The organism is Asaia bogorensis (assembly GCF_900465345.1).
Classification (GTDB): Bacteria; Pseudomonadota; Alphaproteobacteria; order Acetobacterales; family Acetobacteraceae; genus Asaia; species Asaia bogorensis_A.
In genome coordinates this window covers 134,287-160,945 of sequence record NZ_UEGO01000004.1, presented here as the reverse complement: position 1 = coordinate 160,945, position 26,659 = coordinate 134,287, and the positions used below count along the sequence as shown (strand labels likewise).

The 26,659-nt window shown below is 58.8% G+C and carries 28 protein-coding genes and 1 tRNA gene; 14 read left to right on the top strand and 15 right to left on the bottom strand.

The window, feature by feature from the left end; all coding sequences use genetic code 11:
- The first annotated feature begins 36 nt into the window (after positions 1–36).
- The 4 genes from folP to ED655_RS02755 all read left to right on the top strand — a co-directional run bounded on the left by folP (position 37) and on the right by ED655_RS02755 (position 3,706).
- The gene (gene folP / locus ED655_RS02770; protein ID WP_122048879.1) at positions 37–933 is read left to right on the top strand and encodes a dihydropteroate synthase; all 897 of its coding nucleotides are present in this window, start codon (positions 37–39) and stop codon (positions 931–933) included.
- Positions 930–1,808, top strand: a complete 879-nt coding sequence (gene folK, locus ED655_RS02765) for a 2-amino-4-hydroxy-6-hydroxymethyldihydropteridine diphosphokinase (protein ID WP_122048878.1) — start codon at positions 930–932, stop codon at positions 1,806–1,808. The genes folP and folK overlap by 4 nt, the downstream gene beginning before the upstream one ends.
- A complete protein-coding gene (folE, locus tag ED655_RS02760; RefSeq protein ID WP_122038643.1) occupies positions 1,805–2,461 on the top strand; it encodes a GTP cyclohydrolase I FolE in 657 nt (218 codons plus the stop codon). The genes folK and folE overlap by 4 nt, the downstream gene beginning before the upstream one ends.
- 66 nt (positions 2,462–2,527) lie before the next feature.
- Positions 2,528–3,706, top strand: coding sequence for an SMP-30/gluconolactonase/LRE family protein (locus tag ED655_RS02755; protein ID WP_122048877.1), 1,179 nt, complete (start codon positions 2,528–2,530; stop codon positions 3,704–3,706).
- A gap of 41 nt (positions 3,707–3,747) precedes the next feature.
- Here the strand turns inward: ED655_RS02755 and ED655_RS02750 are convergent, their stop codons facing one another.
- The 3 genes from ED655_RS02750 to ED655_RS16010 form a co-directional block, all read right to left on the bottom strand.
- On the bottom strand, positions 3,748–4,464 hold the full coding sequence (locus ED655_RS02750; protein ID WP_122048876.1) for an MgtC/SapB family protein: 717 nt from the start codon (positions 4,462–4,464) through the stop codon (positions 3,748–3,750).
- A gap of 124 nt (positions 4,465–4,588) precedes the next feature.
- Positions 4,589–5,194, bottom strand: coding sequence for an SDR family NAD(P)-dependent oxidoreductase (locus ED655_RS02745; RefSeq protein WP_346773203.1), 606 nt, complete (start codon positions 5,192–5,194; stop codon positions 4,589–4,591).
- On the bottom strand, positions 5,131–5,367 hold the full coding sequence (locus ED655_RS16010; RefSeq protein ID WP_205835970.1) for an SDR family NAD(P)-dependent oxidoreductase: 237 nt from the start codon (positions 5,365–5,367) through the stop codon (positions 5,131–5,133). Before ED655_RS16010 ends, ED655_RS02745 begins: the two co-directional genes overlap by 64 nt.
- A 98-nt stretch (positions 5,368–5,465) precedes the next feature.
- On the opposite strand from ED655_RS16010, the gene ED655_RS02740 reads away from it, so the two are divergent.
- Both ED655_RS02740 and ED655_RS02735 read left to right on the top strand, forming a co-directional pair.
- Positions 5,466–6,056 carry a hypothetical protein gene (locus ED655_RS02740; protein WP_122048875.1) on the top strand — a complete coding sequence of 197 codons (591 nt, stop codon included), beginning with the start codon at positions 5,466–5,468 and terminating at the stop codon, positions 6,054–6,056.
- Between the two features lie 295 nt (positions 6,057–6,351).
- Entirely contained in the window at positions 6,352–8,628 is a 2,277-nt protein-coding gene (locus ED655_RS02735; protein ID WP_122048874.1) for a Hint domain-containing protein, read from the top strand.
- Between the two features lie 22 nt (positions 8,629–8,650).
- Here the strand turns inward: ED655_RS02735 and ED655_RS02730 are convergent, their stop codons facing one another.
- Positions 8,651–9,271: a 3'-5' exonuclease gene (locus ED655_RS02730; protein ID WP_122048873.1), complete on the bottom strand. Its 621-nt coding sequence runs from the start codon at positions 9,269–9,271 to the stop codon at positions 8,651–8,653.
- A gap of 239 nt (positions 9,272–9,510) precedes the next feature.
- Here ED655_RS02730 and ED655_RS15440 point away from each other — a divergent pair, with 239 nt between their 5' ends.
- Positions 9,511–9,669 (top strand): hypothetical protein, encoded by a 159-nt coding sequence (locus ED655_RS15440; RefSeq protein ID WP_162993357.1) that lies wholly within the window; start codon positions 9,511–9,513, stop codon positions 9,667–9,669.
- Between the two features lie 120 nt (positions 9,670–9,789).
- Here ED655_RS15440 and ED655_RS02725 read toward each other — a convergent pair whose 3' ends face one another.
- From ED655_RS02725 to ED655_RS02710, 4 genes are all read right to left on the bottom strand, one after another.
- On the bottom strand, positions 9,790–10,338 hold the full coding sequence (locus ED655_RS02725) for a 6-pyruvoyl trahydropterin synthase family protein (protein WP_122048872.1): 549 nt from the start codon (positions 10,336–10,338) through the stop codon (positions 9,790–9,792).
- A complete protein-coding gene (queC, locus tag ED655_RS02720) occupies positions 10,325–11,026 on the bottom strand; it encodes a 7-cyano-7-deazaguanine synthase QueC (protein WP_122048871.1) in 702 nt (233 codons plus the stop codon). Before queC ends, ED655_RS02725 begins: the two co-directional genes overlap by 14 nt.
- Positions 11,026–11,667, bottom strand: a complete 642-nt coding sequence (gene queE / locus ED655_RS02715) for a 7-carboxy-7-deazaguanine synthase (protein ID WP_122048870.1) — start codon at positions 11,665–11,667, stop codon at positions 11,026–11,028. Before queE ends, queC begins: the two co-directional genes overlap by 1 nt.
- 66 nt (positions 11,668–11,733) lie before the next feature.
- A complete protein-coding gene (locus ED655_RS02710) occupies positions 11,734–12,750 on the bottom strand; it encodes a retropepsin-like aspartic protease (protein ID WP_122048869.1) in 1,017 nt (338 codons plus the stop codon).
- A gap of 277 nt (positions 12,751–13,027) precedes the next feature.
- On the opposite strand from ED655_RS02710, the gene ED655_RS02705 reads away from it, so the two are divergent.
- On the top strand, positions 13,028–14,053 hold the full coding sequence (locus ED655_RS02705) for an MBL fold metallo-hydrolase (protein WP_122048972.1): 1,026 nt from the start codon (positions 13,028–13,030) through the stop codon (positions 14,051–14,053).
- 104 nt (positions 14,054–14,157) lie between these two features.
- Here the strand turns inward: ED655_RS02705 and ED655_RS15960 are convergent, their stop codons facing one another.
- A complete protein-coding gene (locus ED655_RS15960; protein ID WP_277302600.1) occupies positions 14,158–14,283 on the bottom strand; it encodes a hypothetical protein in 126 nt (41 codons plus the stop codon).
- A 196-nt stretch (positions 14,284–14,479) separates the two neighbouring features.
- Here ED655_RS15960 and ED655_RS02700 point away from each other — a divergent pair, with 196 nt between their 5' ends.
- Positions 14,480–15,331: an ABC transporter permease gene (locus ED655_RS02700; RefSeq protein ID WP_122048971.1), complete on the top strand. Its 852-nt coding sequence runs from the start codon at positions 14,480–14,482 to the stop codon at positions 15,329–15,331.
- A gap of 2 nt (positions 15,332–15,333) precedes the next feature.
- Positions 15,334–16,098 (top strand): ABC transporter ATP-binding protein, encoded by a 765-nt coding sequence (locus tag ED655_RS02695; protein ID WP_122048868.1) that lies wholly within the window; start codon positions 15,334–15,336, stop codon positions 16,096–16,098.
- 127 nt (positions 16,099–16,225) lie between these two features.
- Here the strand turns inward: ED655_RS02695 and ED655_RS02690 are convergent.
- Both ED655_RS02690 and ED655_RS02685 read right to left on the bottom strand, forming a co-directional pair.
- Positions 16,226–16,302, bottom strand: a tRNA-Asp gene (locus tag ED655_RS02690).
- A 165-nt stretch (positions 16,303–16,467) separates the two neighbouring features.
- A complete protein-coding gene (locus ED655_RS02685) occupies positions 16,468–17,712 on the bottom strand; it encodes a phosphatidylinositol-specific phospholipase C1-like protein (protein WP_240993458.1) in 1,245 nt (414 codons plus the stop codon).
- A 466-nt stretch (positions 17,713–18,178) separates the two neighbouring features.
- On the opposite strand from ED655_RS02685, the gene ED655_RS02680 reads away from it, so the two are divergent.
- Positions 18,179–18,799, top strand: coding sequence for a class I SAM-dependent methyltransferase (locus tag ED655_RS02680; protein WP_122048867.1), 621 nt, complete (start codon positions 18,179–18,181; stop codon positions 18,797–18,799).
- A complete protein-coding gene (locus tag ED655_RS02675) occupies positions 18,796–19,242 on the top strand; it encodes a lysozyme inhibitor LprI family protein (RefSeq protein WP_122048866.1) in 447 nt (148 codons plus the stop codon). The genes ED655_RS02680 and ED655_RS02675 overlap by 4 nt, the downstream gene beginning before the upstream one ends.
- A gap of 44 nt (positions 19,243–19,286) precedes the next feature.
- Here the strand turns inward: ED655_RS02675 and ED655_RS02670 are convergent, their stop codons facing one another.
- The gene (locus tag ED655_RS02670) at positions 19,287–19,685 is read right to left on the bottom strand and encodes a hypothetical protein (RefSeq protein WP_162993355.1); all 399 of its coding nucleotides are present in this window, start codon (positions 19,683–19,685) and stop codon (positions 19,287–19,289) included.
- Between the two features lie 454 nt (positions 19,686–20,139).
- On the opposite strand from ED655_RS02670, the gene ED655_RS02665 reads away from it, so the two are divergent.
- The gene (locus ED655_RS02665) at positions 20,140–20,595 is read left to right on the top strand and encodes a GNAT family N-acetyltransferase (protein ID WP_122048969.1); all 456 of its coding nucleotides are present in this window, start codon (positions 20,140–20,142) and stop codon (positions 20,593–20,595) included.
- Between the two features lie 61 nt (positions 20,596–20,656).
- On the opposite strand, the gene ED655_RS02660 is transcribed toward ED655_RS02665, so the two are convergent.
- A complete protein-coding gene (locus ED655_RS02660; RefSeq protein ID WP_122048864.1) occupies positions 20,657–22,348 on the bottom strand; it encodes a thiamine pyrophosphate-binding protein in 1,692 nt (563 codons plus the stop codon).
- 162 nt (positions 22,349–22,510) lie between these two features.
- On the opposite strand from ED655_RS02660, the gene ED655_RS02655 reads away from it, so the two are divergent.
- On the top strand, positions 22,511–22,996 hold the full coding sequence (locus tag ED655_RS02655) for an Lrp/AsnC family transcriptional regulator (RefSeq protein WP_240993457.1): 486 nt from the start codon (positions 22,511–22,513) through the stop codon (positions 22,994–22,996).
- 279 nt (positions 22,997–23,275) lie between these two features.
- On the opposite strand, the gene ED655_RS02650 is transcribed toward ED655_RS02655, so the two are convergent.
- Together ED655_RS02650 and tkt are read right to left on the bottom strand one after the other, a co-directional pair.
- Complete coding sequence (locus ED655_RS02650; protein ID WP_122038623.1) at positions 23,276–24,043, bottom strand: SDR family oxidoreductase; 768 nt, start codon at positions 24,041–24,043, stop codon at positions 23,276–23,278.
- A 72-nt stretch (positions 24,044–24,115) separates the two neighbouring features.
- A complete protein-coding gene (tkt, locus tag ED655_RS02645) occupies positions 24,116–26,137 on the bottom strand; it encodes a transketolase (RefSeq protein WP_122048863.1) in 2,022 nt (673 codons plus the stop codon).
- Positions 26,138–26,659: the final 522 nt, after the last annotated feature.

Here is a 26,659-nt window from a genome sequence, read left to right as displayed (position 1 = left end):
AGCGTGGTTCCCTTAGTCCCGACATGAATGGATGTTATGGAAGCGGTCGGCTCCGCGGTTCACAAGGCCCAGTGGCAGGACAGGCGCGATGCGCTCAAAGCCGCGATATGGGGTGCGCATGAGGCGCATGAACCGCTGATCATGGGTATCGTCAATGCGACGCCTGATTCGTTCTCCGATGGCGGGTTGCATGACGCCCCGGACCTTGCCATCGGCCATGCGCGCCAGCTGATTGCCGAAGGGGCGGCCCTGATCGATGTCGGGGGTGAATCCACACGGCCCGGCGCGGCTTTTGTCCCCGCATCTGAAGAGATCATGCGCACACGCCCTGTCATGTTGGCATTGCGCGACCAACCCTGTTTCCTGTCCATCGATACCTACAAGGCCAGTGTGGCGCGCGAAGCAGTGCGTGCCGGGGCAGTCATGATCAACGATGTATGGGGCATGCAGCGCGACCCCGCCATGGCGTCGGTGATGGCCGAAACCGGGGCAGTGGCCGTGCTGATGCATAATCGCGAGACCATCGACCCCGGACTGGACCTGCGTGACGAATTCCGGCGCTGTTTCGATGCCATCCTGACGCAGGCGCTGCGTGCCGGCATCAGGCGCGAGCATATCGTGCTCGACCCCGGTGTCGGGTTTGGCAAGACGGACCCGCAAAATCTTGAGAGTATCCGGCTGATCGGTTTCCTGCGTGAGACATATGGCGTGCCGGTGCTGCTGGGCCTGTCGCGCAAATCGCTGTTCGGTCGCCTGCTTGGCCGCGACGTGAATGAACGTCTGGCGGGTACCCTGGTCGCCAATCTTGGCGGTCTGGCACAGGGCGCGGCCATTTTGCGTGTTCATGATGTGGCCCCGCATGTCGATGCGGTGCGTATTGCTGCAATGCTGGGCACCTTCCGCCCGCAACCCGAGAGGTCCCCCCTGTCATGACCCAGTCGGTCATTCGCCTTGACGGCATACAGGTCTTTGCCCGGCACGGCGTACTGCCTGAAGAAACACGGCTCGGGCAGAAATTCCTGATCGATCTGGTTGTCACGGCCGATACCGCCCAGGCGACGGCCGATGACGATTATCGTCACGCGGTCTGTTATGCAGCATTGTGCGACCATGTGGTGACGCTTGCCGCGGGTGAGCCGGTGCAGCTGATCGAGACACTGGCCGACCGCATCGCGCAGGATCTGCTGGCGCATTTCCCTACCATTGCGCGCCTGACCGTGCGGGTCAGCAAGCCGGGTGCACCCATCGCCCATCCATTCGGCATGGTGAGTGTCGAGACAACCAGAGAGCGAACCCTGCCGGTCGGATTTTCGCTTGGGTGCAATATGGGGGATCGGCAGAGTGCCCTCGCGCTTGCGGTCACATGGCTTGGCCTTACGCCGGGTCTTGAAATCACCGCGGTGTCAGGCCTTTATCGTACGGCGCCATGGGGTGGGGTTGAGCAGCCCGATTTCTATAATCTCTGCGTCACGGGTCGCAGCAGTCTCGATGCGATAGCGCTCTTGCGCGTCTGCAAGGACATCGAGACCCGTCTCGGGCGGGTGCCTTCGGTGCGCTGGGGGCAGCGCGCGATGGATGTCGATCTGCTTTATCTGGGGACGCAGGAAATCAGCAATCCCGTTCTGACCCTGCCGCATCCCGGTATCGCGCAGCGGGCTTTTGTGCTCGTTCCCCTTGCAGAAATCGCATCGGAACAGAAAATCAGTGGACTTTCGGTTTCGGACATGTTGGACAGGCTCCCCCGCGAGGCTGATGACGTTGTCCCCTGCGCGGAAGACCCGTCTTGCATTGCCGAGGACCAGAAATGACCAAACCGACTGCCGATCTCGTGGCGCTGGATGCCGCCCGCCACAAGGGGCAGGGTGGCGAGCGCCCCATCGCACCGATTGCCAGACCGGATGATGCCGAGACACGCATCGCCGGTGCCGTGCGCGAAATTCTTGAGGCTCTTGGTGAGGATCCTGACCGGGAAGGGCTGTTCGAGACGCCGGGTCGTGTGGCGCGCATGTATCTGGACGTGCTGGGTGGCCTGCATGAGGACCCGCGCGACCATCTGCACAAGCAGTTTCTGGCGGACCAGCATGAAGGGGCGGTTATCGTGCGCGATATCGGCTTTCATTCGATGTGCGAGCACCATCTCCTGCCGTTTTTCGGCAAGGCTCATGTGGCCTATCTGCCTGAGGGCGGGCGCCTGACCGGGCTGAGCAAGATTGCGCGCACGGTCAATGTTCTGGCCCGTCGCCCCCAGTTGCAGGAGCGCCTGACGGACCAGATTGCCGCGTCCATCATCGAGGTTCTCGAACCCAAGGCAGTCATGGTGCTGGTCGAGGCCGAGCACATGTGCATGGCCATGCGCGGCATACGCAATGTCGGCAGTCGTACGGTTACGACGGTTGTGCGTGGCACCTGGCAGCGTGATGCGGCGTTACGTGCCGAGATCATGTCCTTGCTCAAGGGCTGAACGTCACGCTGCTGTGGTTTGACGCGAGAGCCCTGATCGCCTTGATGACGGACAGGAAGAGGGAATATGAAAACACGTCTGACCCTGTGTACCCTTGCGCTGTCTCTCGCAGCCACACTTGTTGCGCCGCCCTCATACGGGGCTGACGATGCCTCCATGCCGGATATGACCGGCATGGGCGATGCGCCTGCCGACAGTATCGACGCCGGCTACAAGCCCAGCGGCAATGTGACGGTCATCGGCCGGTTCCACGATGCCCAGCCCTCCGGCATCGCCATCCTGTCCGATCATCGCATGGTGCTGGGCTTTCCCCGCAGCCTGCACGATCATGATGGCCCCCGTCTTGCCCTTTACAGTCATGGCCAACTCACGCCTTTCCCTGATGCCGAGAGCCAGGGACGGTTTGTGTCGCCGTTGGGCATGACCGTTGATGCCAGCGGGCAGCTCTGGGTGCTGGATGAGGGTATTTTGGCAGAGAAGGGCACCGTGCCGGGGGCTGCGCGTCTGTTTCATATCGACCCGGTGGCGGGCCGGATTGTGGAAGAGATTGCGCTCACGGCGCCGGCATTGCGATCTGACAGCCATCCCAACGATGTTCGCATCGATCTGACGCATGGCGATCGGGGGACGGCGTTCATTACCGATTCTTCCCTGACCGTGCATCCTGCGCTGATCGTGGTCGATATTGCCACCGGCCATCAGCGTCGCCTTCTGGCTGATACAGAGCCGGTCATGCCCCGTCATGGCTTCATGGCCGTGCTCGATGGCAAGGCCTCGCGCTACAACCCGGACAAGCCGACAATGGCGCAGGCAGGCGCCAACGGGATCGGGCTAAGTGCCGATCAGCAGACGCTTTTCTGGCAGCCTCTGACCAGCCGTGAACTCTATTCAGCCCCGACAGCCGTTCTGGCAGACCCACGGGCGACCGAAACCGAAATCGAGTTCAGCGTGAAGGATGAGGGCGAGGCAGGCATGGGTGATGGCATGGCCACCGCCCCCGATGGACGTCTTTTCCTGACCGATATCGAGCGTCACGGTATTCTGCAAAGAGCGCCGGATGGCACGATTTCCGTTGTTGCCCACGACCCGAGACTGATCGCCCCTGATGGTCTGGCCTATCAGGGCAACGCGCTCTATGCGACGATTGGCCAATGGTCGCGTCAGCCTGCTTTCCATAATGGGGTAAACCAGGAGCAGCGCCCCTGGCTTGTGGTCAAGATCACCCTGCCATCCCCGGCACCCTGAGAACGTTACGGGCTGGACCGCTTACAGCCGTGTGAAGTCGCTCAGTTATCGGTGTTGAGCGACCACGAGGCGGCTGTGACACGGCTGTCAGTCATCAGGCTTGCGACAAGCTGTTCCAGCGCAGCGGGGCCGTTTGACGACACCATGAGGGCAATGGCGATGGCAGTCTGATCGTCTTTCTCGTCGCTGAGCGCCAGTTTGCCGATCGTATAATCGGCTTCTTCCAGACGTTCCTTGATCAGGGCTGTCATCGTCTGGATGTCGAGCGCATAGGTGACGATGCGCAGGGCGTAGCCCGTCTCCATGGTCTTGGCCTGCAAGGGAATACGATCAATCGCTCTAACGATCGGTCTCAGGAGGGTATTGCCTGCGATGATGAAGAAGGTGAGCAGGAACCCTTCTGCTAGCATATCACTGCCCACACACGCCCCGACCGCTGCCGAACACCAGAGCGTGGCGGCCGTGTTCATGCCGCGTACATTCGCCCCTTCCTTGATGATCGCACCGGCCCCCAGAAAACCGATGCCTGACACGACATAGGCAATAACCCGCAGGGATTCGACATCGCCGGCAATACGCTGTGCCAGATCGACGAAAGCCGCGCCCCCAAGCGCCACCAGCGCATTGGTGCGCACACCGGCTGTTCGCTGTCGGTATTGCCGCTCGGCACCGATCAGGGTGCCGAACACGAAGGCGCTGAGCAGGCTGATGCTCGAATCAGTGAAGGAATGAAGGTCGAACGTTTCGATAAAGCGCATCGGGCGCTCCAGTCTTGGTCATGGGCTGGTCCGGCCTGTCTAGAACAGGGAGCAAGGCAAGGGGAATATCTGTCAGCGCGCTTTGTGACGCTGGCTGATATCTGTCCTGGATGTTCTCGTGCTCTCAGCCTGGCTGGGCGGCAGAACCAGCAAGCAGACCGCCATCAATCGAGAACTCCGACCCCGTTATGTAGCGCGATTCATCGGAAGCCAGCATGACACAGAGTGAAGCCACCTCATCGACCGTTCCGAAGCGCTTGAGTGGCGTATCGGCAACCAGCGCTGCCATACGCGTTTCGCGGTCAGGGCCCTCTCCCAGCATGGCATCCCATATCGGGGTCAGAATGGCAGCCGGGTGTACGGAGTTGCAGCGTATCACCCAGCCTTTCTGCGCGGCATAGAGTGCGACCGTCTTGCTGTGATTGCGTATGGCGGCCTTGGATGAGGCATAGGCTGCAGCGGCGGGTATCCCGACGAGCCCGGAGCGCGATGAAATGTTGATGATGGAGCCTGTGCCCCTGCCGCCCATCTGGCGCAGGGCGTAACTACACCCCAGAAAGGTACCATCCAGATTAGTGGCATGGACGGCATGCCAGTCGGCAAGGGTGGCATGTTCGGGGTTATGCGCCACCATGCCCTGCTCGAAGCCGGTAATTCCCGCGTTATTCACAACGATATCAGGTGCGGGACAAAGGGTTTCGAGCGCAAGCCAGTCAGCCTCGTGCCGCACATCGAGCGGTATGAAACGACATGACAGCGCCTCGGCAGATTCTTCCCGTATTCCTTGTCCATATCAGTCATGATCACCGTGCAGCCTTCGTCACGAAAATGCCGGGCGATGGCCAGTCCGATGCCGCGGGCCGCCCCGGTGATGACAGCGGTTTTGTTTTCGAGACGGCGCATGGTTTTCTCCTGCTCTCCGGATCTATGTTCCGGTTGTTTCCCGGCTGGATCATACAGGCTCCCGTCAGAACGGGCGTAAACAAACAGGGGTGGGTTGGATGACAGGGCTGCGAACGCAGTGGTCGCGCGGGAATACGGAGAATTTCATCCTGGGACATGCGGATTTTCGGGAGGAGCATGCGCGTGTCATCGAAGCTGATGCGAAATCCTGTCTGGACGCTGTCGAGGCTTTTGAGATCGATCAGGACTGGCTGATCAGGATTTGCCTCGTCTTGCGCGATCTGCCCGGCAGGCTGCTCAAGGGACGAAAGGCTCATCGTTTCAGCAAGAAGAGCTTCGTCTTTCTCGGTCGGGAAGGGGACAGGTTCCTGCGTTATGGGCTCAGCGGGCAATTCTGGCGTGCGGATTACGGTCTCTCCGAAAGTGGGATGCGCACGCCAGAGGCGTGGCAGGCGGCGTGTGGCCAGACCCGTCTCCTGCTGGAGTTCGAAACGCGTCCACATGGTCGCGGCATCACATATCTGATGACCCGCACTCTCATTTCCTGTCCAGACGATGCGGAGCGGCGAAAAATGGCGCTCTACTGGGCTATCATACGTCCTGTCAGTGGTCTGATCAGGCACCGTATCCTGAGCGCCATTGCCTGCAAGGCGTGCCGGACGATAGAGAGTGAATATCTCCGGTCGTGATCACCTGAAAACGAGCAGGTGAAATTCCTGAAATAAATACGGCCAGGCTGACAATCAAAAGATCATTACGGTCAGTTATCATGATCTTGCGGATATCGCATTCGACCATCCGGACCGCTTCACCTTGTTCACGATCAGAACAAATGAGCTGAAATCGACCCACATGATGTGAAATCACTTGTCACATTGCGACATAATCCTCTATCACGGCACTGCTATCGTTAAATGTCAGAATATCATCCCATATTTTGGGATATCTTAGTCGATATTCATTAATTATCGTTAAGGAGCAGCCTTGACTATTCGCCGTACAACAAGTGGCGCCACCATCACGAGCGGGTCGACCAATTATGTCGCTGGTGGTCAGGTGACGTCGGGCGATCTTGTTTACGGCCTTAATGGTGGCACTGACTATCCGGCAGTCGATCTGGCCTCGGGTGGCATCATATCAGGGGCTACCGCGCTTTCTGGTGGTGTGATTGCCGCTGCCGCCAGTGGCACGACTTATGGTGGTACGGCTTATGAAAGCGGATCATTTGCCGCGCTCAATCAGGGTGTGGTCATCAGCGCCACTATCACGTCACGCGCTGGCCTCGCGGTAGGTAATCTTTCCGGCTATCAGAATGCGCAGGCCAGTGCCATCGCCCCTCACGTGCTCAATGGCGGTCAGGCGATTGTCGGCGGCGGCTTCACGGCCAAAGGTCAGACTTTCAATGGATCTGGCGTTATCTCGGGGGGTACTTTCGAGATCGGCTCGACCGAGCAGCTGGCAAGCGGTGGAACGGATATCGGCGGTATCTTTGGCGGTACGCAGATTGTTTCGTCAGGTGCTCTGGCGATCAAGGGTATCTTCAGTGCGGGCGTACAGCTGGTGCAGGGTGGTCTGGCGTCGAGTTCGGTTGTTTCTGCCGGTGGAACGGTTGTTGCAGGAAGTGGGGGCACGATCAGTGGCCTGACGATCGGGAGTGGCGGCACTGGGCTGACATTGTCGGGTGGTCTTGTCGTCAATCAGCTTGTCGCCGCACGCGGTCTGGCTGTCGTATCATCTGGCGGCGTGGTCAGTGGTGCAACAATCGCGTCCGGTGGGTCGGAGACAGTCCTTTCCGGCGGGGTGGTAAGCGGTGCGACCATTCTCTCGGGTGGAACACAGAACGTGTCCTCAGGGGCGACGGTCCAGAAGGCTGTCATCTCGGCCGGTGGTTCCATGATCGTGGCCTCTGGGGCGACCATCGCTGGCCTGGTGGTGACTGGTGCAACATCCAGCACGGGGGCCGCGGGATTGCTGACAGTCTCACCCGGGGCTGTTCTCACCAATCTGAGCGTCGGGTGGCGCGGACGTATTGATATCGAGGGGCTGGCTTACAAACCGGGCGGCAAGATCACCGTCAGCAACGGTATCCTGACAGTCTCCTACTCGGACGGTGCGAGCTGGTCCACGGCGCTTACCGGCTCCTACAAGGCGGGTGATTTCCATCTGGAGGCTGATAGCGATGGCAGTACCGAGCTTGTCTATGACAAGTGCTTTCTGGCTGGCACCATGATTCGTACGCCTGAGGGCGAACGAGCGGTGGAGACGCTGCATATCGGTGATCTCGTCTCGGTGAATGGGACGGGCATTCAGCGCATAGAATGGATCGGTTCGGCCGAGATCGTTGTCGACCCGACACGTTCGGATGATGTGGCGGGATACCCTGTCCGATTCCAGGCCGGGGCTTTGGGTCATGGCGTTCCAGATCGTGATCTCTTCATCACCCCCGAGCACTGCGTCTATATTGAAGGGGCTCTGGTGCCAGCGCGCATGCTCGTCAATGGTCACAGCATTGCCTATGACCGTACTCGGACGCGATTCAGGATCTATCATTTTCGTACCGGGACGCATGCGATCGTCTGGTCGAACAACATGCCGACAGAGACCCTCCTCGACCATGGCGAGATCATGGGCCTGAAGCCCCATGAGGCTCGGATATCCACGATTTCGGCGGAGATAGGTGTCGCGCAGAGAGAGATCGTGGGTGATGGCCTGCCGGTCGCTTCCGCTAGTGCAGAAGACAAACGGGCAGCGCCTTTGTGTGTCGCGCGCAGCTTTGTCGAGCCCCTGCACCGTTCGCTGGCCGATCGTGCAGGTCTGTCGTCATCCAGAACGCAGGAAGGGGGCGGCGCGACGGATCATGAAGATGCTGATCTGCATCTCGTGAGTGACGACGGGCAGATCATCAAACCGGTCAGGCGGATTGAAGATATGGTGATCTTCCAGATCCCGTCCGAACTTGAAGAAGTCCGCATACGCTCGCGTGCAGCCCGTCCAGACATGGCCGAGGGGCCGTTTGTGGATGACAGGCGTCATCTGGGTGTGCTGGTGGGCGATGTTCATTTCTGGGATAGCTGCGGCATGGCGCGTATCGACACCCATCTGAGTGATGCGTCTCTTGAAGGCTGGAACGGGCTTGAAGCGGTCCCGATGCGCTGGACGGGTGGTGATGCGCGGCTGCCTCTGGGGATGCGCCGGGCTGGAACGCCGGGTGTGCTTGGCCTGACCATCAAGGCGACAGCGCGCTACGGCGCGGCTGCCTGAGGCGCGGGATCACGATGGGGCGTCAGGTAAAAAGCTGTTCCTGACGCTGCATGTCGCGCCCGGCACGCAGGGCCGCGCCACGGCGGGTGTGACGCGCCTGTGTGAGCCGCAGCAGCGCCTCGGGGTCGGCCAGGGCAAGCTGTCGTTGTAGAATATGGGCGGTGACATAGGCATCGGGTCCTGCCCGGTGGGCGGGTGAGGCACTTGCACGATCCAGATCGAGCTTGAGCCAGTAGCGCAGGATCTGGTTTGTATGGCGCGGGGCGTCGGGCCAGAGTTTCTGACCGATACGCAGCGTGCAGAGCCAGGGCAGACCTTCCGTAATCGTGTCGGTCAGAAAATGCCGCTCGAAAGCGATATGATGGGCGCAAAGCATGTCAGGCACGGGATTGCGCCGCACCAGCGCACTCAGGGTTTCCGGCGTGGCTGTGGGCAATTCATCGGTAAAATCCTCGTCCATCAGATGGTGAACGGCCTGTGTCTCGGGTGTCAGCGGCGCTTTCGGTTTGAAGAGCTGCGTGTGGACAGGCTCGATCAGCCATGTATCGCCCTGCAGGACAAGATCGACCGAGCCGAACTCGATGACCTCAGAGGCGGTGGGGTGAGCCCCGGATGTTTCAAGATCAATAACGCGCAGTCTCATGGCTCTGTTTAGACCTGTTTTTCTGATGGAGCGCGAGTCCCGAATGCCTGGTTTCTTGATCTGCCTCCCGTAACGTCAAGAAATTAAATCCTTCGATCCATCCATGATTCAGAACCGCTCAGGGCATCGGGCGTTAGTGATCCACGGGAACAAATCGATCGGCTCATGCCCCATTCTTTCATGGCAATGCCAGATTGGTGCCACGTTCCCTTGTTGTCGTTCCAGTGAAGGAGATGGTCATGAGCAAGACGGTAACCCTGCCTCAGACTGAACTGCCCGCTAGCAGCGAGCCCGCCAAGCTGGGAGCAGTATCGACGCGTGATATCAAATCCGATGACCATGGCGCTTTTCGCGTCCATGTGCAGCTGCTCGGTCATGAGTGGTCCCAGACGCATTGATAACCGGCGCCTGACCCGACCGTAACCGGTGCCCCCCTCGGCGATCAGGAGTGCAATCTGCTGGCCTGCTTCTCCTGGAGCAGATACAGAGGGCTTGGACTTGACGAGTCAGCCGTGTCCTCAGCTTTGCGTCGGAAGATCGGAAATCGCATCGTCCGCACGGTTCCACCAACAGGACTCTGGGGGAGCCTCTGTCACCGGCAGGTAGAATTCAGGGCCGCCGGTCAGGCAGACCGTGTTGGTCGGTGTTTCCTCGAGCGACAGGCTGGTGCAGCACAGCAGATCACCATCAGCGCGCAGGAAGGCCTGGAGCTTCGCATACAGCAGCGCGGCCATCATCTCCGTGGTGGGATCCCCCGGTGTCACGACCAGTCTGTCTGCCCGGGCAGGCTCATTGGTGAGAAACCAGCCCAGCAATGGATCTGATGAAGAAATCTGAAAGGCATGGTCGAGGCGTGTATCGATAAAATCGTGCCATCGCCGTTTCGCGTCAGCAAACGGGACGACCATGTTCCTTGTGCCGTCCAACCGTGCAGGTTCTCGCGCCTGCAACGTGACGGTCACGAATTCATTGTGACCATGGGGGATGGCACAGCGCTCGGAACTCCCGGCGATCAACCGGTGCCCCATACTGAACCGCCGTGTGAAGCTTAGCTCAAGCGCTGACATAACTGGTCCATCCCTTGGCTCGTAGCTCGCAGGCGGGGCAGGTGCCACAGCCATAGCCCCAGTCATGCAGATGGGCGCGGTCGCCCATATAGCAGCTATGGCTCTCACGATTGATGAGCGCCACCAGCCCGTCACCCCCGATACGCTCGGCCAGACGCCAGGTTTCGGCCTTGTCGAGCCACATCAGGGGCGTATGCAGCACAAAGCGTGTTTCCATGCCCAGATTGAGCGCGACTTGCAGGGCCTTGATGGTGTCATCGCGGCAATCAGGATAACCGGAATAGTCGGTTTCGCACACGCCTGTCACGATATGGCGGGCGTTGCGCCGAACGCCGAGTGTCGCGGCGAAGCTCAGGAAAAGCAGATTGCGCCCCGGCACAAAGGTCGAGGGCAAGCCGTTCTCATTCATCTCGATCGCCGCTTCGCGTGTCAGGGCCGTTTCCGAGATCTGCCCCAGCACCGAGAGATCAAGCGTATGGTCAGGTCCAAGACGCTCATGCCATTGCGGGTTCTGACGCGTCATGGCATCGCGCAAGGTATCGCGGCATTCCAGTTCGATCGCATGACGCTGGCCATAGGCGAAACCGAGAGTCTCGACATGGGCAAAGCGGTCGAGTGCCCAGGCAAGACAGGTCGCCGAATCCTGCCCACCTGAAAAAAGAACGATGGCCGTGTCATCAGAGAGCATCAGGGAATCCCGATCAGCTTGTGGGTTTGCAGGGACAGACGCCAGCGCGGGTGCTTCAGGCAATAGTCGACGGCCTTAGCGGTATTGGCGATGCGATCCGGCCCATCCATGGGCTGCAGCCAGAAATGCTCGAAATCCCAGCCCTCAAACAGCTCGGGCGGCAGGCTTTCCTGCGGAAAAACCAGTTTGAGTTCCTGCCCGGTCTGTTGCGTGACAGTGCTGGACGGCTTGGGACTCACGCAGATCCAGTCGATCCCCTGCGGGGCGTTGATCGTGCCATTGCTCTCGATTGCAATCTCAAAGTCCGCTGCCTTGACAGCAGCGATCAGCGCGGGATCGATCTGCAAGAGCGGTTCGCCGCCTGTGAACACGACATAGCGTCCCGCCCTGTCGCCCGCCTCGCTCTGCCAGCATTGCACGAGCGCCTCAGCCAGAGCGTCGGCTGTTGCGAAACGCCCGCCACCTTCACCGTCCGTTCCGATGAAATCGGTATCACAGAACTGACAGGCCGCCTTGTGGCGATCTTCCTCACGGCCCGACCAGAGATTGCATCCGGTAAAGCGGCAGAACACGGAGGCGCGCCCGGTATGGGCGCCTTCTCCCTGCAATGTCGCAAACATTTCCTTCACAGCGTATGGCATGCTCCGCATGTCGGCGAGGCGGGCTGTATATGCAAGTGAAAAAACAACGAATAAGGGGCGGTCGGGCTATTTCGTCACCGGTGTAGCGCCAGCGGTGGGTGTTGCGACCGGGGTGATGGGAATGGGCGGCGCATCTTTCATTTCCGAAACATGCTGCACATACATCACATCCTTCGTGGTCAGCCAGATGCGGGTGTGATGCAGGAATCGCGCTCCGAACAGGGCATGGTCAATATTATCCGCATCATCAATGGTCACCCAGGCATTGTTGATACGGAAATCCCCCAGATCAAGATGATCGAATTGCTGATGATAGCTTGTGACCTTATCCTCACCTACTGCCATGCTGTCCGTGCTCGAAGGGTCTTTTCGGAGGTCGCGGCGGGTAATTCCCAGTTTGTCATGCGCAAGAGGGTAGGGCAGCAGAACGTTCGATGAGCCTGTGTCGAAAATAGCCGGGATCGGTTTGCTGCCATTGATGGTGAATGTCAGGCGAACCTTGTTGTCGTCCCAGTCCCGTTCAATCGGTATCTTGTGAACCGTTCCCTGCCAGTAGGGGGTGATATAGGGGCACCGGCGCATGTCGAGCATGTACATCGCATGATGCGGCATATCGATCACCAGATCGGACGCCATCAGCAGCTCCGCGCCGAGCAGGCCGACAATGGGGGGTAACCCTTTGGGCGTACGGGGCGCCATCGACTCTGTGAGGACAAACGCATGGTCGGTTGTGGCACCGGAGCCCAGATCGAGCCTGTCGACGCGGACAACGGCGCTGCTTTCCATGCCATGCACACCCCTCACCTGAGCTGTCGCGCCTATGTAGTTCAGGCTGAGCATGCTGGCATTTTTCTTGAAGATGACTGAGTTGAAAGCGCCGGTATCGACCATGAACAAGACGGGCTTTCCATCAATTCTGGCCTCGACGACCGGAATGGCGTCGAAGCTGCGCAGCCTCAGGCGGCCCAGCGTCCGGATCTCACACTGGCCAGGCTGGAGCGGCGGCTGGTCATCGCAGCCTGTCAGCAGCACAAGACCAATCATAAATGGAAAAACGCGCATAAGGGGTTTTTTGCAGGACATCCTGACGCTCTCTAACGGGGCTTTGGGCCTGAATGTTACACGCGGTGCGGTCTTTTGCCAGTTGCAGTCGAGATCAAGGCTTCAGATACGGATATGGACCGCCTTTGGGCGGGTGACCATGGGATGCTGCGACTCCTCCCTTTTCCTGGTCTTTCACGTTTCATCGCTCCGTTATCGATCCATCTCGCAATGGTCTGTGCCTCGCTTTGGGTTATCCCGTTCCCTCGCCTCACGAGAGCCCGTCATGTTAAAAGGTATGTATGATGCTGGAGGCCCGATGACCCGTTCCCGACTGTCCGCCCTTCTTTCACCCTTGTTGCCGCGGTGCCTGATCAGATCTTTTCTGCTCCTGGCCCTGCTGGCCCCGACCGTCGTTCAGGCACATGAATTCGACGTGACCATATTGGGGGCGGCTGGTGGGCTCGAAGATGGCAATCTGAGTGCCTATCTGGTGCGTGAAGCCGGAGCATCATCTGGCGTGCTTCTCGATGCCGGCACGGTTCTCAACGGTATCGAGAAGGCCGATGCAGCACACGCATTCGATGGCATCGAGATTGGCCAGAACCCGTCGGCCTCGCGCAGCGGAGCGATCCTGCATCATATGATCAAGGGGTATCTTCTAAGCCACGCCCATCTTGATCATGTGGCAGGTCTGGTTGCCATTTCCCCCGAGGATCCGGGCAAGCCTGTCTATGCGCTCCCCTCGGTTCTGTCGGTGCTGGAGGATGACCTGTTCAATCACCGCGTCTGGCCCAATCTGGGAGATCGGGGGGTGAAGCCTGCCTTCGGATTACTTCATTATCATGACCTCATACCGGGTCACATGACAGGGCTTGCCGGCACCCAGTTGAGCGTTACTGCCTATCCACTAAGTCATGGTGGGGTGGAATCGACGGCATTCCTCCTTCACTCAGGACAGGATGCCCTTCTCTATCTGGGAGATACGGGTCCTGATGCCATTGAACCGGGAGGGCGGCTGGCCGCGCTGTGGCAGGTGGTGGCACCGCTGATAAGGGCAGGGCATCTGCATGGGATTATCATTGAGTGTTCGTATGATAACAGCCGGACGGACCGGCAGCTCTTCGGTCACCTCACGCCAAGATGGCTGTTGTCTGAACTCGCTGCGCTTCAGGGACAGGCGGGTGTATCAATGACGGGGTTCCCGGTTGTGGTCTCGCATATCAAGCCGCTGCTGGAAGCTGGTGCAACGGCACAAAAGCGTATCGGCGATGAATTGAGCAGGGGGAACAAGCTGGGATTTCGTTTCATTCTGGCAAGACAGGGCCTGACGATACGTATGTGAAAGCCAATATGGAAATCATGATGCAGAGCGCGTGCCTGTCCCTGTTTGCAAGCAATCCGGGCCAGGTTTTGTGGTCAGAAGGGCCATGGAGGGCCATGAAGGGCCTAGTCGTCCCGCTCTCCGAACAGGCCGGAGCGATTGATGCGTCTTACCAGAAAGGCAGCCAGAAGGGGGCCGATCGCGTATGACGCAAAGACGAAACCGATCATGAAGTAATCGCCGCTATTCATTCCTGAGTGCTTGTCCTGCGCAATGGGCATTGATCATAGACGGATCCATGGAGGTGAATCCATAATCGTGCTGCATCAGCGCATGTCGAAACGCCGGTTTCTGTCCGGGACGATGCAGGCTTCATCTTCCCTGCTCTTGGAGGAAGGGCGCGGAGCAGGTAGAGATTTTCTCCTGATCCAGCGAAGAGCAAGAAGCATGAATACAATCAAGGCAGAGTCAGGTCAGCGGGAACCCATCCTCGATCTGTTTCCCCTTAACGTTGCAGGGCGTTTCCGGGCATCACTGGCAGACGTGCGCGCCGGCCTGCGGCTACTGCCCCTCGCGATGACTCTTGGCTGGCTCGATATCAAGATGCGATATCGCGGCTCGATGCTGGGCCCGTTCTGGCTGACCATCACGACGGCGGTCATGGTGGCGGCGCTCGGTGTTCTCTATGCCGAACTCTTCAATATGGTCATCAAGGATTACCTGCCATTTCTCGCGCTTTCGATGGTCCTGTGGGGATATATCTCAACATTGATTGCCGAAAGCACGACAGTATTCTCGCAGGAAAGCCGCATGATCCAGGCGGCCCGCATGCCTTTCAGTGTTTTTGCGTTGCAGGCCATCACACGCAATATTCTCGTGCTGCTGCATAACGCGGTGGTCGTCCTTGTCGTGTTTCTCATTTTTCATGTGACACCCCTGCATATCTGGCTGGTCGTACCAGCATTGGCCTTGTGGCTGGTGGACAGCTTTGCGCTCATGCTCTGTCTGGGCCTGCTTGGCGCACGGTTTCGCGATATCCCGCCTATCGTGCAGTCCCTGCTTCAGGTGTTCTTTTTCATTACCCCGATCATCTGGCGTCCGGAACTGGTGGGAACGTTGCAGCACTGGATATTGCTCGATCCGTTCTATTCGCTGATTGCCATCATGCGTACGCCGCTGCTGGGTGAACCGACGCCGCTTGCCCTTTGGGAGGTTGCGCTGGCCCATAGTGCTGTTCTGATCGGGTTTGCGATTTTCGTCTTTACACGCTTTCGCGCACGTATCGCGTACTGGGTCTGATCATGAGCAGAATTCTTGTAGATGGCCTCTCGCTCAGCTTTCCGGTCTATCATGCCGATAGCCGTACCCTGAAGCGCTCCATGGCGCGTGCTGTGGCCAGCCGTTCGGTCAATCGCGCAGGAAGCGCCTTGATCGAGGATGACCGTCATCGTGTTACGGTAGACGTGCTCAGGGATATCAGCTTCAGTTTGCAAAGCGGTGAGAGACTTGGCCTGATTGGCGGTAATGGAGCCGGCAAGACCACTCTTCTGCGGGCTCTGGCGGGCATTTATGAGCCTGTTGCCGGTCGGGTACGCATAAGAGGTACGATCGGGACACTTCTCGATACCCAGCTTGGCATGAACATGGAACTGACAGGCATGGAAAACGTGCGTCTGCGCTGCCTGTCTCATGGCATGAGCCGCGCTGACACGAAATCCGTGCTGGAGAACGTGTCGGAATTCGCAGAATTGGGCGACTTCATTGCCCTGCCGGTCAAGACCTATAGCAGTGGTATGCTGGTCCGCCTTGCTTTCGGCCTCGCCACGGCAATCACGCCTGATGTGCTGCTGATGGATGAGTGGTTCATGGCGGGTGATATCACCTTCATGGAAAAGGCAAAGATGCGGCTGGAAGCACTCGTGCAGGATGCCGATGTGCTTGTCATGTCGTCCCATCAGCCCGACGTGATGCGTAAATGGTGTACGCGCCTGATATGGCTTGAGCAGGGACGTATTCGTCTTGATGGACCGTCCAGCACGGTGCTGGATGCCTATCTCGCGACCTGAGGCAAAACCGTGGGAAGGCTCAGGGCAGGGGCGAGGAGCCTCGGCCCGGCAAGATAAGTCGATCAAAGGATGATATGCGCATTATCGCGGCGCAGCGCACCAGTTTCTCATATTTTTTATGGGAAAGTGGCGCGAGTGACGGGGCTCGAACCCGCGACCTCCGGCGTGACAGGCCGGCGCTCTAACCAACTGAGCTACACCCGCATGGAGCGTTTCCGCTCCGGCGACCGCATCGGAGGAGGCTTGTGGCGACCTCGTCTTCGGTGAAGGGGGAACTACCAGTCCTCATTGTGTTTGGCAACAGGGGGAAAGAAAGAATTTTGTATTTTCTTCCACTTGCCCCTGTTTTCTTGTGCTCCAGGACAGCGCTCACAGTTTGGGTGTCGTGGGTTCCAGCGCCGAATCGCGGCAGGCGTCGGGGGCGTTGACCGGATTGCATCGCATCATGGCCCCGCCTGGAAAGGACACGCTGTAATCGTGCCAGCGGGCAGGGGCATAGAGCGGATAATCCGTGCTGATCAGCTGCGCGCCATCTTCGAACGCCGTCTGACGACGCGCAAGGTCGTTATGACGCGCTTCGAGCGTGTCTCCATCTGCACGGGTCCGGATGAGATAACCCTGTCGGACCAGATCGGGGACGATCTTTGCCGCCTTGGCATTATCCACTGCTTCGAACTCACCGATCTTCTTGCCCACAAAACCTTCATTGATTTCAGTAAAGGCACATGTCGGCTCGCCCGGCCTGCCATTGGGAAAGATCAGCCGTCCCTTGAGCGCCGGGTGCCCTACCAGATAGCGCGCAGTGTCATGGGGGCGCTCGAATACAAGGACGATCTTGCCCCGGGCCCTGGCAAGGCTGGGCCAGCCCTTGCTGCGTATGGCCGTGTTCAGGTCAGGGGCGTCGCCACGGACATCGTCCGGCGTCAGAATACGGTTTCGCCCGAAGACATCCAGCAGTTCAGCGTCCAGTCGGTCATAGGTGGCAGGGGTAAAGATCTCAGGCTGCGTGAACGGGGCTTTTCCTGGTGGCGCCGATTGCTTCGTCTCCAGATCAATGAAGATCGGCAAATGCCCAGGATGGGCGTCCGACCAGTTGCGAATGATGGAAAGACAGGCCTTGAGCGGCTGACAGGTCGAACGCTGGTCGATATCGACGATATGCATGACCTTGAAGTCATTGCCTTGCATGATCGCTGGATCGACAGGATCGGTTTCCGGGGTGAGGCCTGCCTTGCGTAGCCAGTCCGGGCCCTTGGGATGGGCGTAACGACCGCCCTGCATGTCAGCATAGAGGTCGAGCTCGACTTGCCTGACTCCGTGATCGAGCTGCACAGCAAGCGGCGCATGATGATAGTCAAGTGTGATCGCGGCTTCCGGAGCGACCTTGGAAAGCCACTGCATGGTGACGGGCGACATGGCGGCACGATAGGAATTATGGGTGCCAATTATCTGAATCTGGTTGAGGTGAACCGTCTCGTCGAAGGTTTTTGAGACATCGTGTGTTGCTGAGGAGGCGGTATCCTGCGCCCATGATGTGGAGGACGAGGCAAGTCCTGCAGCAAGCATGGTGACGCTGAGAATGGTAAATGAATGAAGTATATGGTGAAGTCGCATCGACAATTCCTGAAAAGCAGGGAGTGATTCTTTGTATTAGAGATCGACAAATAATATCCCACCAATCAAAATACATCGGTCATGAAGAATTCATAAAACCGAAGTATATTCGACATATATGTCGGCTCTATACGGATAAATTCAGGGATACCATTTTGTCCGGAACCGCGAGAACGCTTATTGTTGCGGACTGAAAGGTAGGGGAGAGCTTGGATTAGCACTTTCACAATCAGCGTTCTTGCGGATGCACAACGAGAGTCCGAGGGGCCGTGCAGGAACTTGGTAGGGATGATCATCCCGCAGGATGGGGTGTCTTTGGCGCGGTCTGTATAGGCCCATCAAGGCTGGCAGGCGAGAAAGTGGATCGTCGCGCATGTTCAGGGTATCGGACAGAACCGGATGCCGGGGTTTTATGGCGCCGGTCGGCAGAGCAGGGAGCCGCGGGCAGTATGAAGGGCAAGAGAGCATGGAGCGTCGTCAGGATTACTGGGACAGGGTCTATACGGACAAACCCTGGACAGGCTGTAGCTGGTACGAACCCTCTCCGACCCTGTCGCTTGACCTGATTATGGAAGCTGCCCCCGGGAAGGGGCTGGTGATCGATATCGGGGGCGGGGCCTCATTCTTGCCGGACAGGCTTCTCGATGCCGGATTTGCCGAGGTCACGAGCCTCGATCTTTCTGCTGTCGCCCTGTCTGGTGTTGCCAGACGCCTCGCACCTTTCGGCACGCGGTATTATGTGATCGTCGCCGATGTCACGGCATGGTCGCCGGACAGGCACTACACGGTCTGGCACGACCGCGCGGCGCTGCATTTCCTGACAGGAGCCGCCGATCAGGCACGCTACGTTGCCGCCTTGCGATCAGCTCTCGTACCCGGTGGTATTGCAGTCATAGGCGGTTTTTCCCCGGATGGGCCCCGTCGCTGTTCCGGCCTGCCTGTCATGCGTCATGACAGCGCATCGTTGTGTGCTTTGCTGGGGAGTGATTTCACCCTGCTCCGAACGGTCGATCACTTACATGAAACGCCGAACGGCACGACTCAGGCGTTTCAGTTCAATGTTTTCTCAAGAAATCATGAACAATGAAGAAGATCGTACGCCAGTTCGCCGTCGCTGTTCTTTGCGGCATTTCCCCTGGCGCCCATGCCCAGAGGATGAACAAGGACAAGCCGCTCATGGCAGCCTGTAGGAGCCAGGATGGGCAAATGGGACAGGCTGGAACTTATGACTGTTTTGAAAAGGTCAGACGACAGGAGGACGCTGCGCTCAACAGGGATTATCAACGAATTATTGCCCTTTTTCAGCGTAGTGATCAGCCGCGATTAAATGATCGTGACGCGCTGAGGCAGGCTGAGCGCGCGTGGCTGGTTTACCGGGACCAACTCTGCCATGCCGAATATGGGCTCTATGGCGGTGGAACAGCGGGGCCCCTCGAGCATGTCGCCTGTCTGGCCGCACTGACTCGCCGGCATCACGAGGATCTGTTGGCTGGCTATGGCTGGCTTCTAACCAAATTTGACGTGCCTTGAACAGGCGAATGGCTCTGATTGCGGAGCGCGTCATTGATGGCGGGTTATCGTGGTGGAAAACCATATTCGTTGAAAAGAGTGCGAAGAATGGCACGTCGTCGCTCGGCTTTTCGTGTTTCCGCGTTGATGGCCCAGAATGAAAGGTGAGGCATGTTCATTACAGGAATGTTCCGGCCGGCAATCGTGCATGTTCCCAAATGAATTTTCCAGCCAGCATGATGCGCCGCGTGATTTTCGGTAAAATGCGGGCGTATTCCCTGTCTGAATGTATCGCGGTTGCCGTGCGTGAGGATTGATTCCAGCTGGATTGCGTCGATAAATAATTCATGAACGGGGCGGCATTGCACGATGGCGTTCTCAAAATTCATATGCAAACGCAGATTGCGCGAGCGGGTGAATACCAGATTGCTCGCGGCAATTTTGCGTGTCTCCAGCCTCATCATCGTAAATAGTTTGCATATACGGCGCTGTAATGGCGCCTCTCCTGAGGGCAGGTTTTTGGCGGATCACCCCATGACTGGTCCAGAAACGCATTTTCCCTGACCGGGTGGCAGCCAGTGCGTGTCGAGTGGTCCTGTCACGGTTATTATCAGGGCACCCCTCGGGATTAAGCCCAAGGAAATAGACCGGACCCGGTACAAAGGTCATGACATCGCTATAGAGGACGGCGCCGGACGCATCGAGCAAGGTGCCTCCACCCTGAATTGGCTGCGAGGCCAGATACGCCTCGGCCCGATCGAGAACGCTATGCGGGAAATGGCTGACAAAGGCAACGATCCTTGGGAAGGTGTGCCCATCATCAGGCAAATGCAGGAGAGCGCAGGGGCCGCGTACGACTTTGCGATCATTTTCTCCCGCTCTGAAGCGGCTCAGGCAACAGGAAAGGGATATTGGCCCATGGAGATAGGGATCGACGATCTCTCCAGCGCGGAAAGTCGGGCGCTGCTGGCCTTGCATTTGTCGGGCATGGCGGAAAGCACGCCAGAGGCGTTTCGCTTTGCCCTTGATCTCTCAGGACTGACCGCGCCCGAGGTAACGGTATGGACTGCACGTATCGAGGGGCGTGTCGCCGCCATTGGGGCGCTGAAGCAGTTCGGTGAGGGTGTGGGCGAGGTCAAATCCATGCGGACCCACCCCGATTTTCTCGGGCGTGGCGCTGGAGCGGCCATACTGGGCACGCTTATCAAGGCTGCGAGAGCGCGTGGTCTGATGCGGTTGAGCCTCGAAACCGGGACGTCACCATCGTTCGAGGCTGCGATAAGGCTCTATCGCCGCTACGGGTTCGAGAGTGGTCCGCCCTTCGGCCCGTATAAGGCCACCGCGCATAACCAGTTCTTCCATCTGGCGTTGTAAAAGCGGGTTTAGTGCAGCGAGGCCCCGTGTGGGGGCGAGGGCAGAACCCTCGCCGCAACATTCAGCGGCTGATCATGATCTCGATCAGATTGGCCTTGCCGCTCGCAATACCAGCCTGAATGGCGGGGGCGATATCGCCAGCGCGTGTCAGGCGCTGGGCAGGCAGGCCCATGGAGGTGGCGAGTGCCTGATAATCAATGGTGGGGTTGACGATATCCATTGCGATGAAGCGCCCGGTCTGTGCCGCCGTGTAATTCTGCTGACCACGCATAAAGTTTTTCAGCACATTATATTCGCAGTTATTCATGACAACGAAGGTGATGGGGAGGTTTTCGTGAGCAGCCGTCCAGAGCGCCTGAGGCGAATAAAGCGCCGCGCCATCACCGACGAGGCACACGACAGGCTCGCGCTTCAGGCCGAGTGAGCAGCCGATGGCAGCGGGCATGCCCCACCCCAAAGCCCCACCGCGCAGAAAGGAGTATTGGGACGGATCACTGCTTTCGAGAAAGCTGCGAACAAAACCCGATGTTGCAATGGCCTCATCCACGATGGGAGTGTCGGGGCCGATGGCCCGTACGGCTTCACGCGCAGCAAGAATGGGTGGGATAACTGCCTCATTCATGGCCGCATCAGCGCGGCCATGAAGGGTGGCGCGTTCCGAGGCGCGCTGTGTGGCCGCTTTGCGGCGCAGGGCGTCATAGGCGGGGGCATGGGCAAGCGAGGCGTTTTCCACCAGCGACTGAAGCACGTTGAGCGATGCTTTCAGATGCCCGCAGGTCGAGAGCGCCGTGGGATAGGTGCGCCCCAGATCGTTCACATCGGCAGAAAGCTGATAGACGGTACACCCCTCCGGTATCGCCGAGCCTTCCGTATAGAGAATGGTAATGAGCGATTTGCCGCCAATGGCGAAAATGGCGTCATACTGGGAGAGCACTTCGGCAATACCGCGCGCCGTGGTGGGCAGGTTGCCACGCCATAGCGGATGGGCGGTCGGGAAAGGGACGCGCGAGGGCCACGAAGAGCCATAGACGGGTGCACCCAGTGTCTCGGCCAGGCTGGCCGTTTCAGCAGCGGCGCGGCTGGTGTGGATTTCGTCACCTGCAATCAGGGCAAGGCGCCCGGGCGCAATGGCGGCAAGGGCATTTGCCAGTTCTGGCAGGGCGCCGGCAATGGCATTGCGGTCGATGCGTGAAGGGGCCCCGGCACTGACGGTGCTCATCTCTTCCATCACGTCCATGGGCAAGGACAGAAAGACCGGGCCGGAAGGTGCGGCATCGGCGTCATGAAAGGCGCGCCGAACCAGCGTGGGAAGTTGCTCGGCAGAGGCAACTTCCTTGCCCCATTTCACCGCAGGCTCGGCAATTTTCAGAAGATCACCAAACAGGAGCGGATCGGTAACGGCGTGGCGCAGATCCTGCTGCCCTGCCGTGACGACAAGAGGTGTTTGCGAGACATGGGCGTTGAGCAGATTACCCATGCCATGACCCAGGCCGCCTGCTGTATGCAGGTTGAGAAAACCCGGTCGGCCCGCTGCCTGGGCATAGCCATCGGCCATGGCCACAGCGCTCGCCTCCTGCAGGGCGAGGATGTAGCTGATATCGGGCCGGCGCAGCAGACTGTCCATAAGAGGAAGCTCCGTCGTGCCGGGGTTGCCGAAGATATACTCGACCCCCTCGCTTGCGAGGATTTCGAGCAGGATATCGGCACCACTGCGGGCGTCGAGCGTGCTTGTCTTGGCGAAGCTGGCTGACATGGTCTGGCTCCAGTAAGGGCGTTTTTGCGGGATGTTGGCCAGTTGAGCCAATATCCCTTTGCCGGAACGGTATCATGCGATCTTCTGATAAAAATTGCGTTTTCAGCTTCATTAATGCGGCTTTAGTGCATAAAATATGCGTTAAGAGATCATTTTTGAGGTATGAAGATGCTTGAGGATCTGGATGCGATTGACCGCCATCTGCTGCAGTTGCTCCAGCAGGATGCATCACGCCCGACGGCTGAGCTGGCCGAGTCTGTCGGGCTTTCGCAGGCGCCATGCTGGCGTCGCATACAGCGCCTCAGGGAGTCGGGAATCCTGCAAAAACAGGTCTATCTGGTGGATCGGCGCAAGATCGGGCTGAACGCGCAGGTTTATGCTCTGGTGAAGCTCACAGCCCATGCCCGCGCCAATCTGGCTGCGTTTGAAGAGGCTATACGCGAATTCCCTGAGGTGCAGGATTGCTATGTTCTGCTTGGCTCGGTCGATTTCATCCTGCGCATCGTGACGCGGGATATCGAATCCTACGAGCAGTTCTTTCTGAAAAGACTGGCCCTGATCCCGGGGATACAGGAGGTCAATTCAATGGTGGCTCTGTCGGAAATCAAGCATACGCTCGAACTTCCCATAGAGCGTCTCGCCTCCTGAAGGCCGAAAATAAGCCTGTTTTCGAGGCCGAGCGCGCAGATCATCTGCGACACGGGACGCAGTGACGCAGGACAAGGCGTGAACGGCATAACAATCCGGGATCAAAGGGGCTAACGCCCCTTTGCGGGTCTCAGGGCAGCGCCCTGAAGAGCCGTGCCAGCAACAGAGATTTCCCCATCTGCAGACGACCTGTGGAACGGGCGAAAGGCAGGGTGACGCAAAACAGGCACCTCAGGCTTCCACCCCTCTGGAGGTCTCAGGGCAGAGCCCTGCGCATTCTTACCAGCAGCAGAAACCGCCATCCACAAGCAGGTCGACCCCGGTGCAGAAGGACGCAGCGCGGGAGGAGAGGAAAATGGCGGGCCCCACCATTTCGCGCGGGGCGGCAATGCGGTTCATGGGGGTGTCGTTCTCGAACACTTTCACACGCTCGGCCCATTCGGGGCGTGTGTTCATGGGGGTAGCAGTATAGCCGGGGCTGATGGTGTTCACACGTACGCCGCGCGTCGCCCATTCCATTGCAAGGCTTTTGCTCAGATGGATGACGGCGGCTTTGGACGCATTGTAATGCGCCTGCATCAGGCCGCGATTGACGATCACGCCGGACATGGAGGCGATGTTGACAATCGATCCACGACCATTGGCCAGCATGGCGCGCCCCTCGGCCTGAGAGGAGAGAAAGACGCCTGTCGTATTGATATCGAGCACGCGCTGCCACTGGTCGCGTCCCATCTCCTCGGCCGGGGCGGCATTGGCGATGCCTGCGGCATTGACGGCAACCGAAAGCAGGCCGAGTTCGGCCTGTGTGGCCGCAATGGCATCGGCCAGGCTGGTTTCGTCGGTTGCATCACCGGTGCAGACCAGCGCGGCACGTTTGAGGCCGCGGATACGGTCGGCAGTCTCGTCGAGGCCCTGACGCGAGCCGGGGAGGTCGAAACAGGCAACCGAAGCACCGGCTTCGGCAAGGCCGATGGCGATCTGTTGCCCGATGCCGCTTCCGGCCCCGGTGACAAAAGCGACATCGCCGGAGAGATCGAAAAGGTCCATGAATTTATCCAGTATGGGTGGGGGCGGCATGGTCGGGTGCCGCCCACAAAAATGCCGGGAAAGGGCGTTTTGTCAGGCGCTACGGCGTCTGGCGTGACGGGTGAGAAGGGCTTCGGCGCGCGTGACGACATTGGCCGTCGTGAAGCCGAAATGGCGGAACAGATCCTGTGCCGGGCCGGATTCACCAAAGCCTGTCATGCCCACGACATCACCATCGAGCCCCACATAACGCGACCAGTACATCGTGCTTGCGGCCTCGATGGCCAGACGGGTGCGCACGCCATCGGGCAGGACGCTTTCGCGATAGTCTGCGTCCTGGGCATCGAAGGTTTCGGGTGAGGGCAGGGAGACCACGCGGACCGCGAGATTCCGGTTGCGCAGAATGGCGGCGGATTCCATGGCCAGTGTGACCTCCGAGCCTGTAGCAATCAGGATGAGGTCAGGGATGCTCGCGCAGTCGGAAAGGACGTAGCCACCGCGCCAGGCATTGCGCAGTTGTTCCTCGCTGCGGCTGTGTTGCTTGAGCGGCAGGCGCGAGAGCGAAAAGGCGGTGGGTCCGTCACGACGTTCAAGCGCGCTGACCCAGGCGATGGCCGTTTCGACCTGATCGCAGGGGCGCCAGGTTACCATATTGGGTGTCTGGCGCAGGCTCGCGAGCTGCTCGACAGGCTGATGGGTGGGCCCGTCCTCGCCCAGACCAATGGAATCATGCGTATAGACCAGAATCTGACGCTGTTTCATGAGCGCTGCCATGCGCACGGCATTGCGCGCATATTCCATGAACATCAGGAAGGTCGCGGTGTAGGGAATGAGGCCGCCATGCAGGGCGATGCCATTGGCCATGGCGACCATGCCGAATTCGCGCACGCCGTAATCGACGTAATTGCCGGCTGCGTCGAAGCAGACAGAGGAAGACCCTGACCAGCGTGTGAGGCAACTCGGGGTTATATCGGCGCAGCCGCCAAACATTTCGGGCAGATGGGGAGCAAAGGCCTCAATGGCGTTCTGCGATGCCTTGCGCGAGGGAATATCCCTCGGGGCTGCCTGCAGGGTGGCGACGAAATCACGCGACAGGGTTGCCCAGTCTGCGGGGAAGGCGCCGGTCTGACGGCGGGTGAATTCGGCAGCCAGATCCGGATAGGCATCACGATAGCGGGAGAACAGATCGTTCCAGGCGGCCTCGGCCACCTCACCGGCAGGGCGATGATCCCAATCGCGATAGATGGCGTCAGGAATCTCGAAAGCCGGACTGGTCCAATCCAGACGCTCGCGAATTCTGGCGATTTCATCGGCGGGAAGAACACCGCCATGCACCTTGTTGGTGCCGGCATAGCCTTCGGAGCAACCCTGACCGATGGTGGTACGGCAGATGATCAGGCTCGGGCGCGTGGTTTCGGCGCGCGCTGCGTTGAGTGCGCCGAGCACAGCATCGGGGTCATGCCCGTCAATTTCGCCGATCACCTGCCAGTCATAGGCCTCGAAACGCTTGCGCGTATCATCGGTATAAACCCCGTCGATCGGCCCATCATTGGTGACCATATTGCGATCATAGAGGGTGATCAGCTTGCCGAGCCCGAGCGTGCCCGCCAGAGCGCAGGCTTCATGCGAGATGCCCTCCATCAGGCAACCTTCGCCCACATAGGCATAGGTATGGTGATCGACGATGGGCAGACCGGGGCGATTGAACTGGGCGGCGAGGGTCTTTTCTGCCAGCGCCATCCCGACAGCGTTGGCGATGCCCTGGCCCAGCGGGCCGGTAGTGGTTTCGATCCCGGGTGCATAGCCGAACTCGGGGTGTCCGGGCGTTCTGGAATGGAGTTGGCGGAACTGCCTGATATCCTCGATTGTCAGGTCGAACCCGCTCAGATGAAGCAGGGCATAGAGCAGCATCGAGCCGTGGCCGTTGGAATAGACAAAGCGGTCACGGTTGCACCAGCCAGGGTTGGCCGGGTTGTAGCGCATCACGTCACGCCACAGCACTTCAGAGATATCAGCCATGCCCATTGGCGTGCCGGGATGGCCGGACTGGGCCTTGAAGATGGCATCTATGGCCAGGATACGGATGGCGTTGGCACGTTGCTTGCGGGTTGTCATGAGAAGCCCTCGGTCTGATCCGGCCAGTGGCCGAAATGTTAGATTCGGCTGATGAAATGATATGTATTAAACTCAGTTCATGAAGCTTGTTTTACGAAGCATGAATAATACCCGTTTTGTTGCATCAAGCGAATACTGCTGGACTAATGTAGTCACTGAATAAAAATCTATGACAATAGGATTTTTGTGCAATCCATGCACGATGACGTGATAGATAGTTGGAGTGTGGTCTATGTATAAGCGTGAATCTTATATCTGTGTAATACAGGGTTTCATGGGGGGACAATTCAAATTTCTGTCACTTAGTGGTTGGAATACGAATTTCGTTCTACAAAAGTTCTCGTATGATATCATTAAAAAACGTTTACCATACCAATTCTGACAGCCTGAATGTCTCATACGAACAGACCGTCTGGTAACTATAACTCTTTTTTGTGATTTGCCGGAGGGGGGCAACCCGCGCAAAGGAGGACGGGCCAGGCACGCTGCAGGGCAGCAAGATGCCTTTTTTGAGACTCAGGA

Coding starts and splice junctions, on each gene's coding strand:
- ED655_RS02670 (WP_162993355.1), bottom strand. CDS start 19,685: ATGATGAGGCTGGAGACACGCAAAATTGCCGCGAGCAATCTGGTATTC.
- ED655_RS02685 (WP_240993458.1), bottom strand. CDS start 17,712: ATGCGACTTCACCATATACTTCATTCATTTACCATTCTCAGCGTCACC.
- tkt (WP_122048863.1), bottom strand. CDS start 26,137: ATGACAACCCGCAAGCAACGTGCCAACGCCATCCGTATCCTGGCCATA.
- ED655_RS02700 (WP_122048971.1), top strand. CDS start 14,480: ATGAATACAATCAAGGCAGAGTCAGGTCAGCGGGAACCCATCCTCGAT.
- queE (WP_122048870.1), bottom strand. CDS start 11,667: ATGCCATACGCTGTGAAGGAAATGTTTGCGACATTGCAGGGAGAAGGC.
- ED655_RS02695 (WP_122048868.1), top strand. CDS start 15,334: ATGAGCAGAATTCTTGTAGATGGCCTCTCGCTCAGCTTTCCGGTCTAT.
- ED655_RS02730 (WP_122048873.1), bottom strand. CDS start 9,271: ATGAGACTGCGCGTTATTGATCTTGAAACATCCGGGGCTCACCCCACC.
- ED655_RS02705 (WP_122048972.1), top strand. CDS start 13,028: ATGACCCGTTCCCGACTGTCCGCCCTTCTTTCACCCTTGTTGCCGCGG.
- ED655_RS02665 (WP_122048969.1), top strand. CDS start 20,140: ATGGAGATAGGGATCGACGATCTCTCCAGCGCGGAAAGTCGGGCGCTG.
- folP (WP_122048879.1), top strand. CDS start 37: ATGGAAGCGGTCGGCTCCGCGGTTCACAAGGCCCAGTGGCAGGACAGG.
- ED655_RS15440 (WP_162993357.1), top strand. CDS start 9,511: ATGAGCAAGACGGTAACCCTGCCTCAGACTGAACTGCCCGCTAGCAGC.
- ED655_RS02710 (WP_122048869.1), bottom strand. CDS start 12,750: ATGTCCTGCAAAAAACCCCTTATGCGCGTTTTTCCATTTATGATTGGT.
- folK (WP_122048878.1), top strand. CDS start 930: ATGACCCAGTCGGTCATTCGCCTTGACGGCATACAGGTCTTTGCCCGG.
- ED655_RS15960 (WP_277302600.1), bottom strand. CDS start 14,283: ATGAATAGCGGCGATTACTTCATGATCGGTTTCGTCTTTGCGTCATAC.
- ED655_RS02740 (WP_122048875.1), top strand. CDS start 5,466: ATGACAGGGCTGCGAACGCAGTGGTCGCGCGGGAATACGGAGAATTTC.
- ED655_RS02675 (WP_122048866.1), top strand. CDS start 18,796: ATGAAGAAGATCGTACGCCAGTTCGCCGTCGCTGTTCTTTGCGGCATT.
- ED655_RS02660 (WP_122048864.1), bottom strand. CDS start 22,348: ATGTCAGCCAGCTTCGCCAAGACAAGCACGCTCGACGCCCGCAGTGGT.
- ED655_RS02680 (WP_122048867.1), top strand. CDS start 18,179: ATGGAGCGTCGTCAGGATTACTGGGACAGGGTCTATACGGACAAACCC.
- ED655_RS02750 (WP_122048876.1), bottom strand. CDS start 4,464: ATGCGCTTTATCGAAACGTTCGACCTTCATTCCTTCACTGATTCGAGC.
- ED655_RS02725 (WP_122048872.1), bottom strand. CDS start 10,338: ATGTCAGCGCTTGAGCTAAGCTTCACACGGCGGTTCAGTATGGGGCAC.
- ED655_RS02650 (WP_122038623.1), bottom strand. CDS start 24,043: ATGGACCTTTTCGATCTCTCCGGCGATGTCGCTTTTGTCACCGGGGCC.
- ED655_RS16010 (WP_205835970.1), bottom strand. CDS start 5,367: ATGCGCCGTCTCGAAAACAAAACCGCTGTCATCACCGGGGCGGCCCGC.
- ED655_RS02655 (WP_240993457.1), top strand. CDS start 22,511: ATGAAGATGCTTGAGGATCTGGATGCGATTGACCGCCATCTGCTGCAG.
- ED655_RS02755 (WP_122048877.1), top strand. CDS start 2,528: ATGAAAACACGTCTGACCCTGTGTACCCTTGCGCTGTCTCTCGCAGCC.
- queC (WP_122048871.1), bottom strand. CDS start 11,026: ATGCTCTCTGATGACACGGCCATCGTTCTTTTTTCAGGTGGGCAGGAT.
- folE (WP_122038643.1), top strand. CDS start 1,805: ATGACCAAACCGACTGCCGATCTCGTGGCGCTGGATGCCGCCCGCCAC.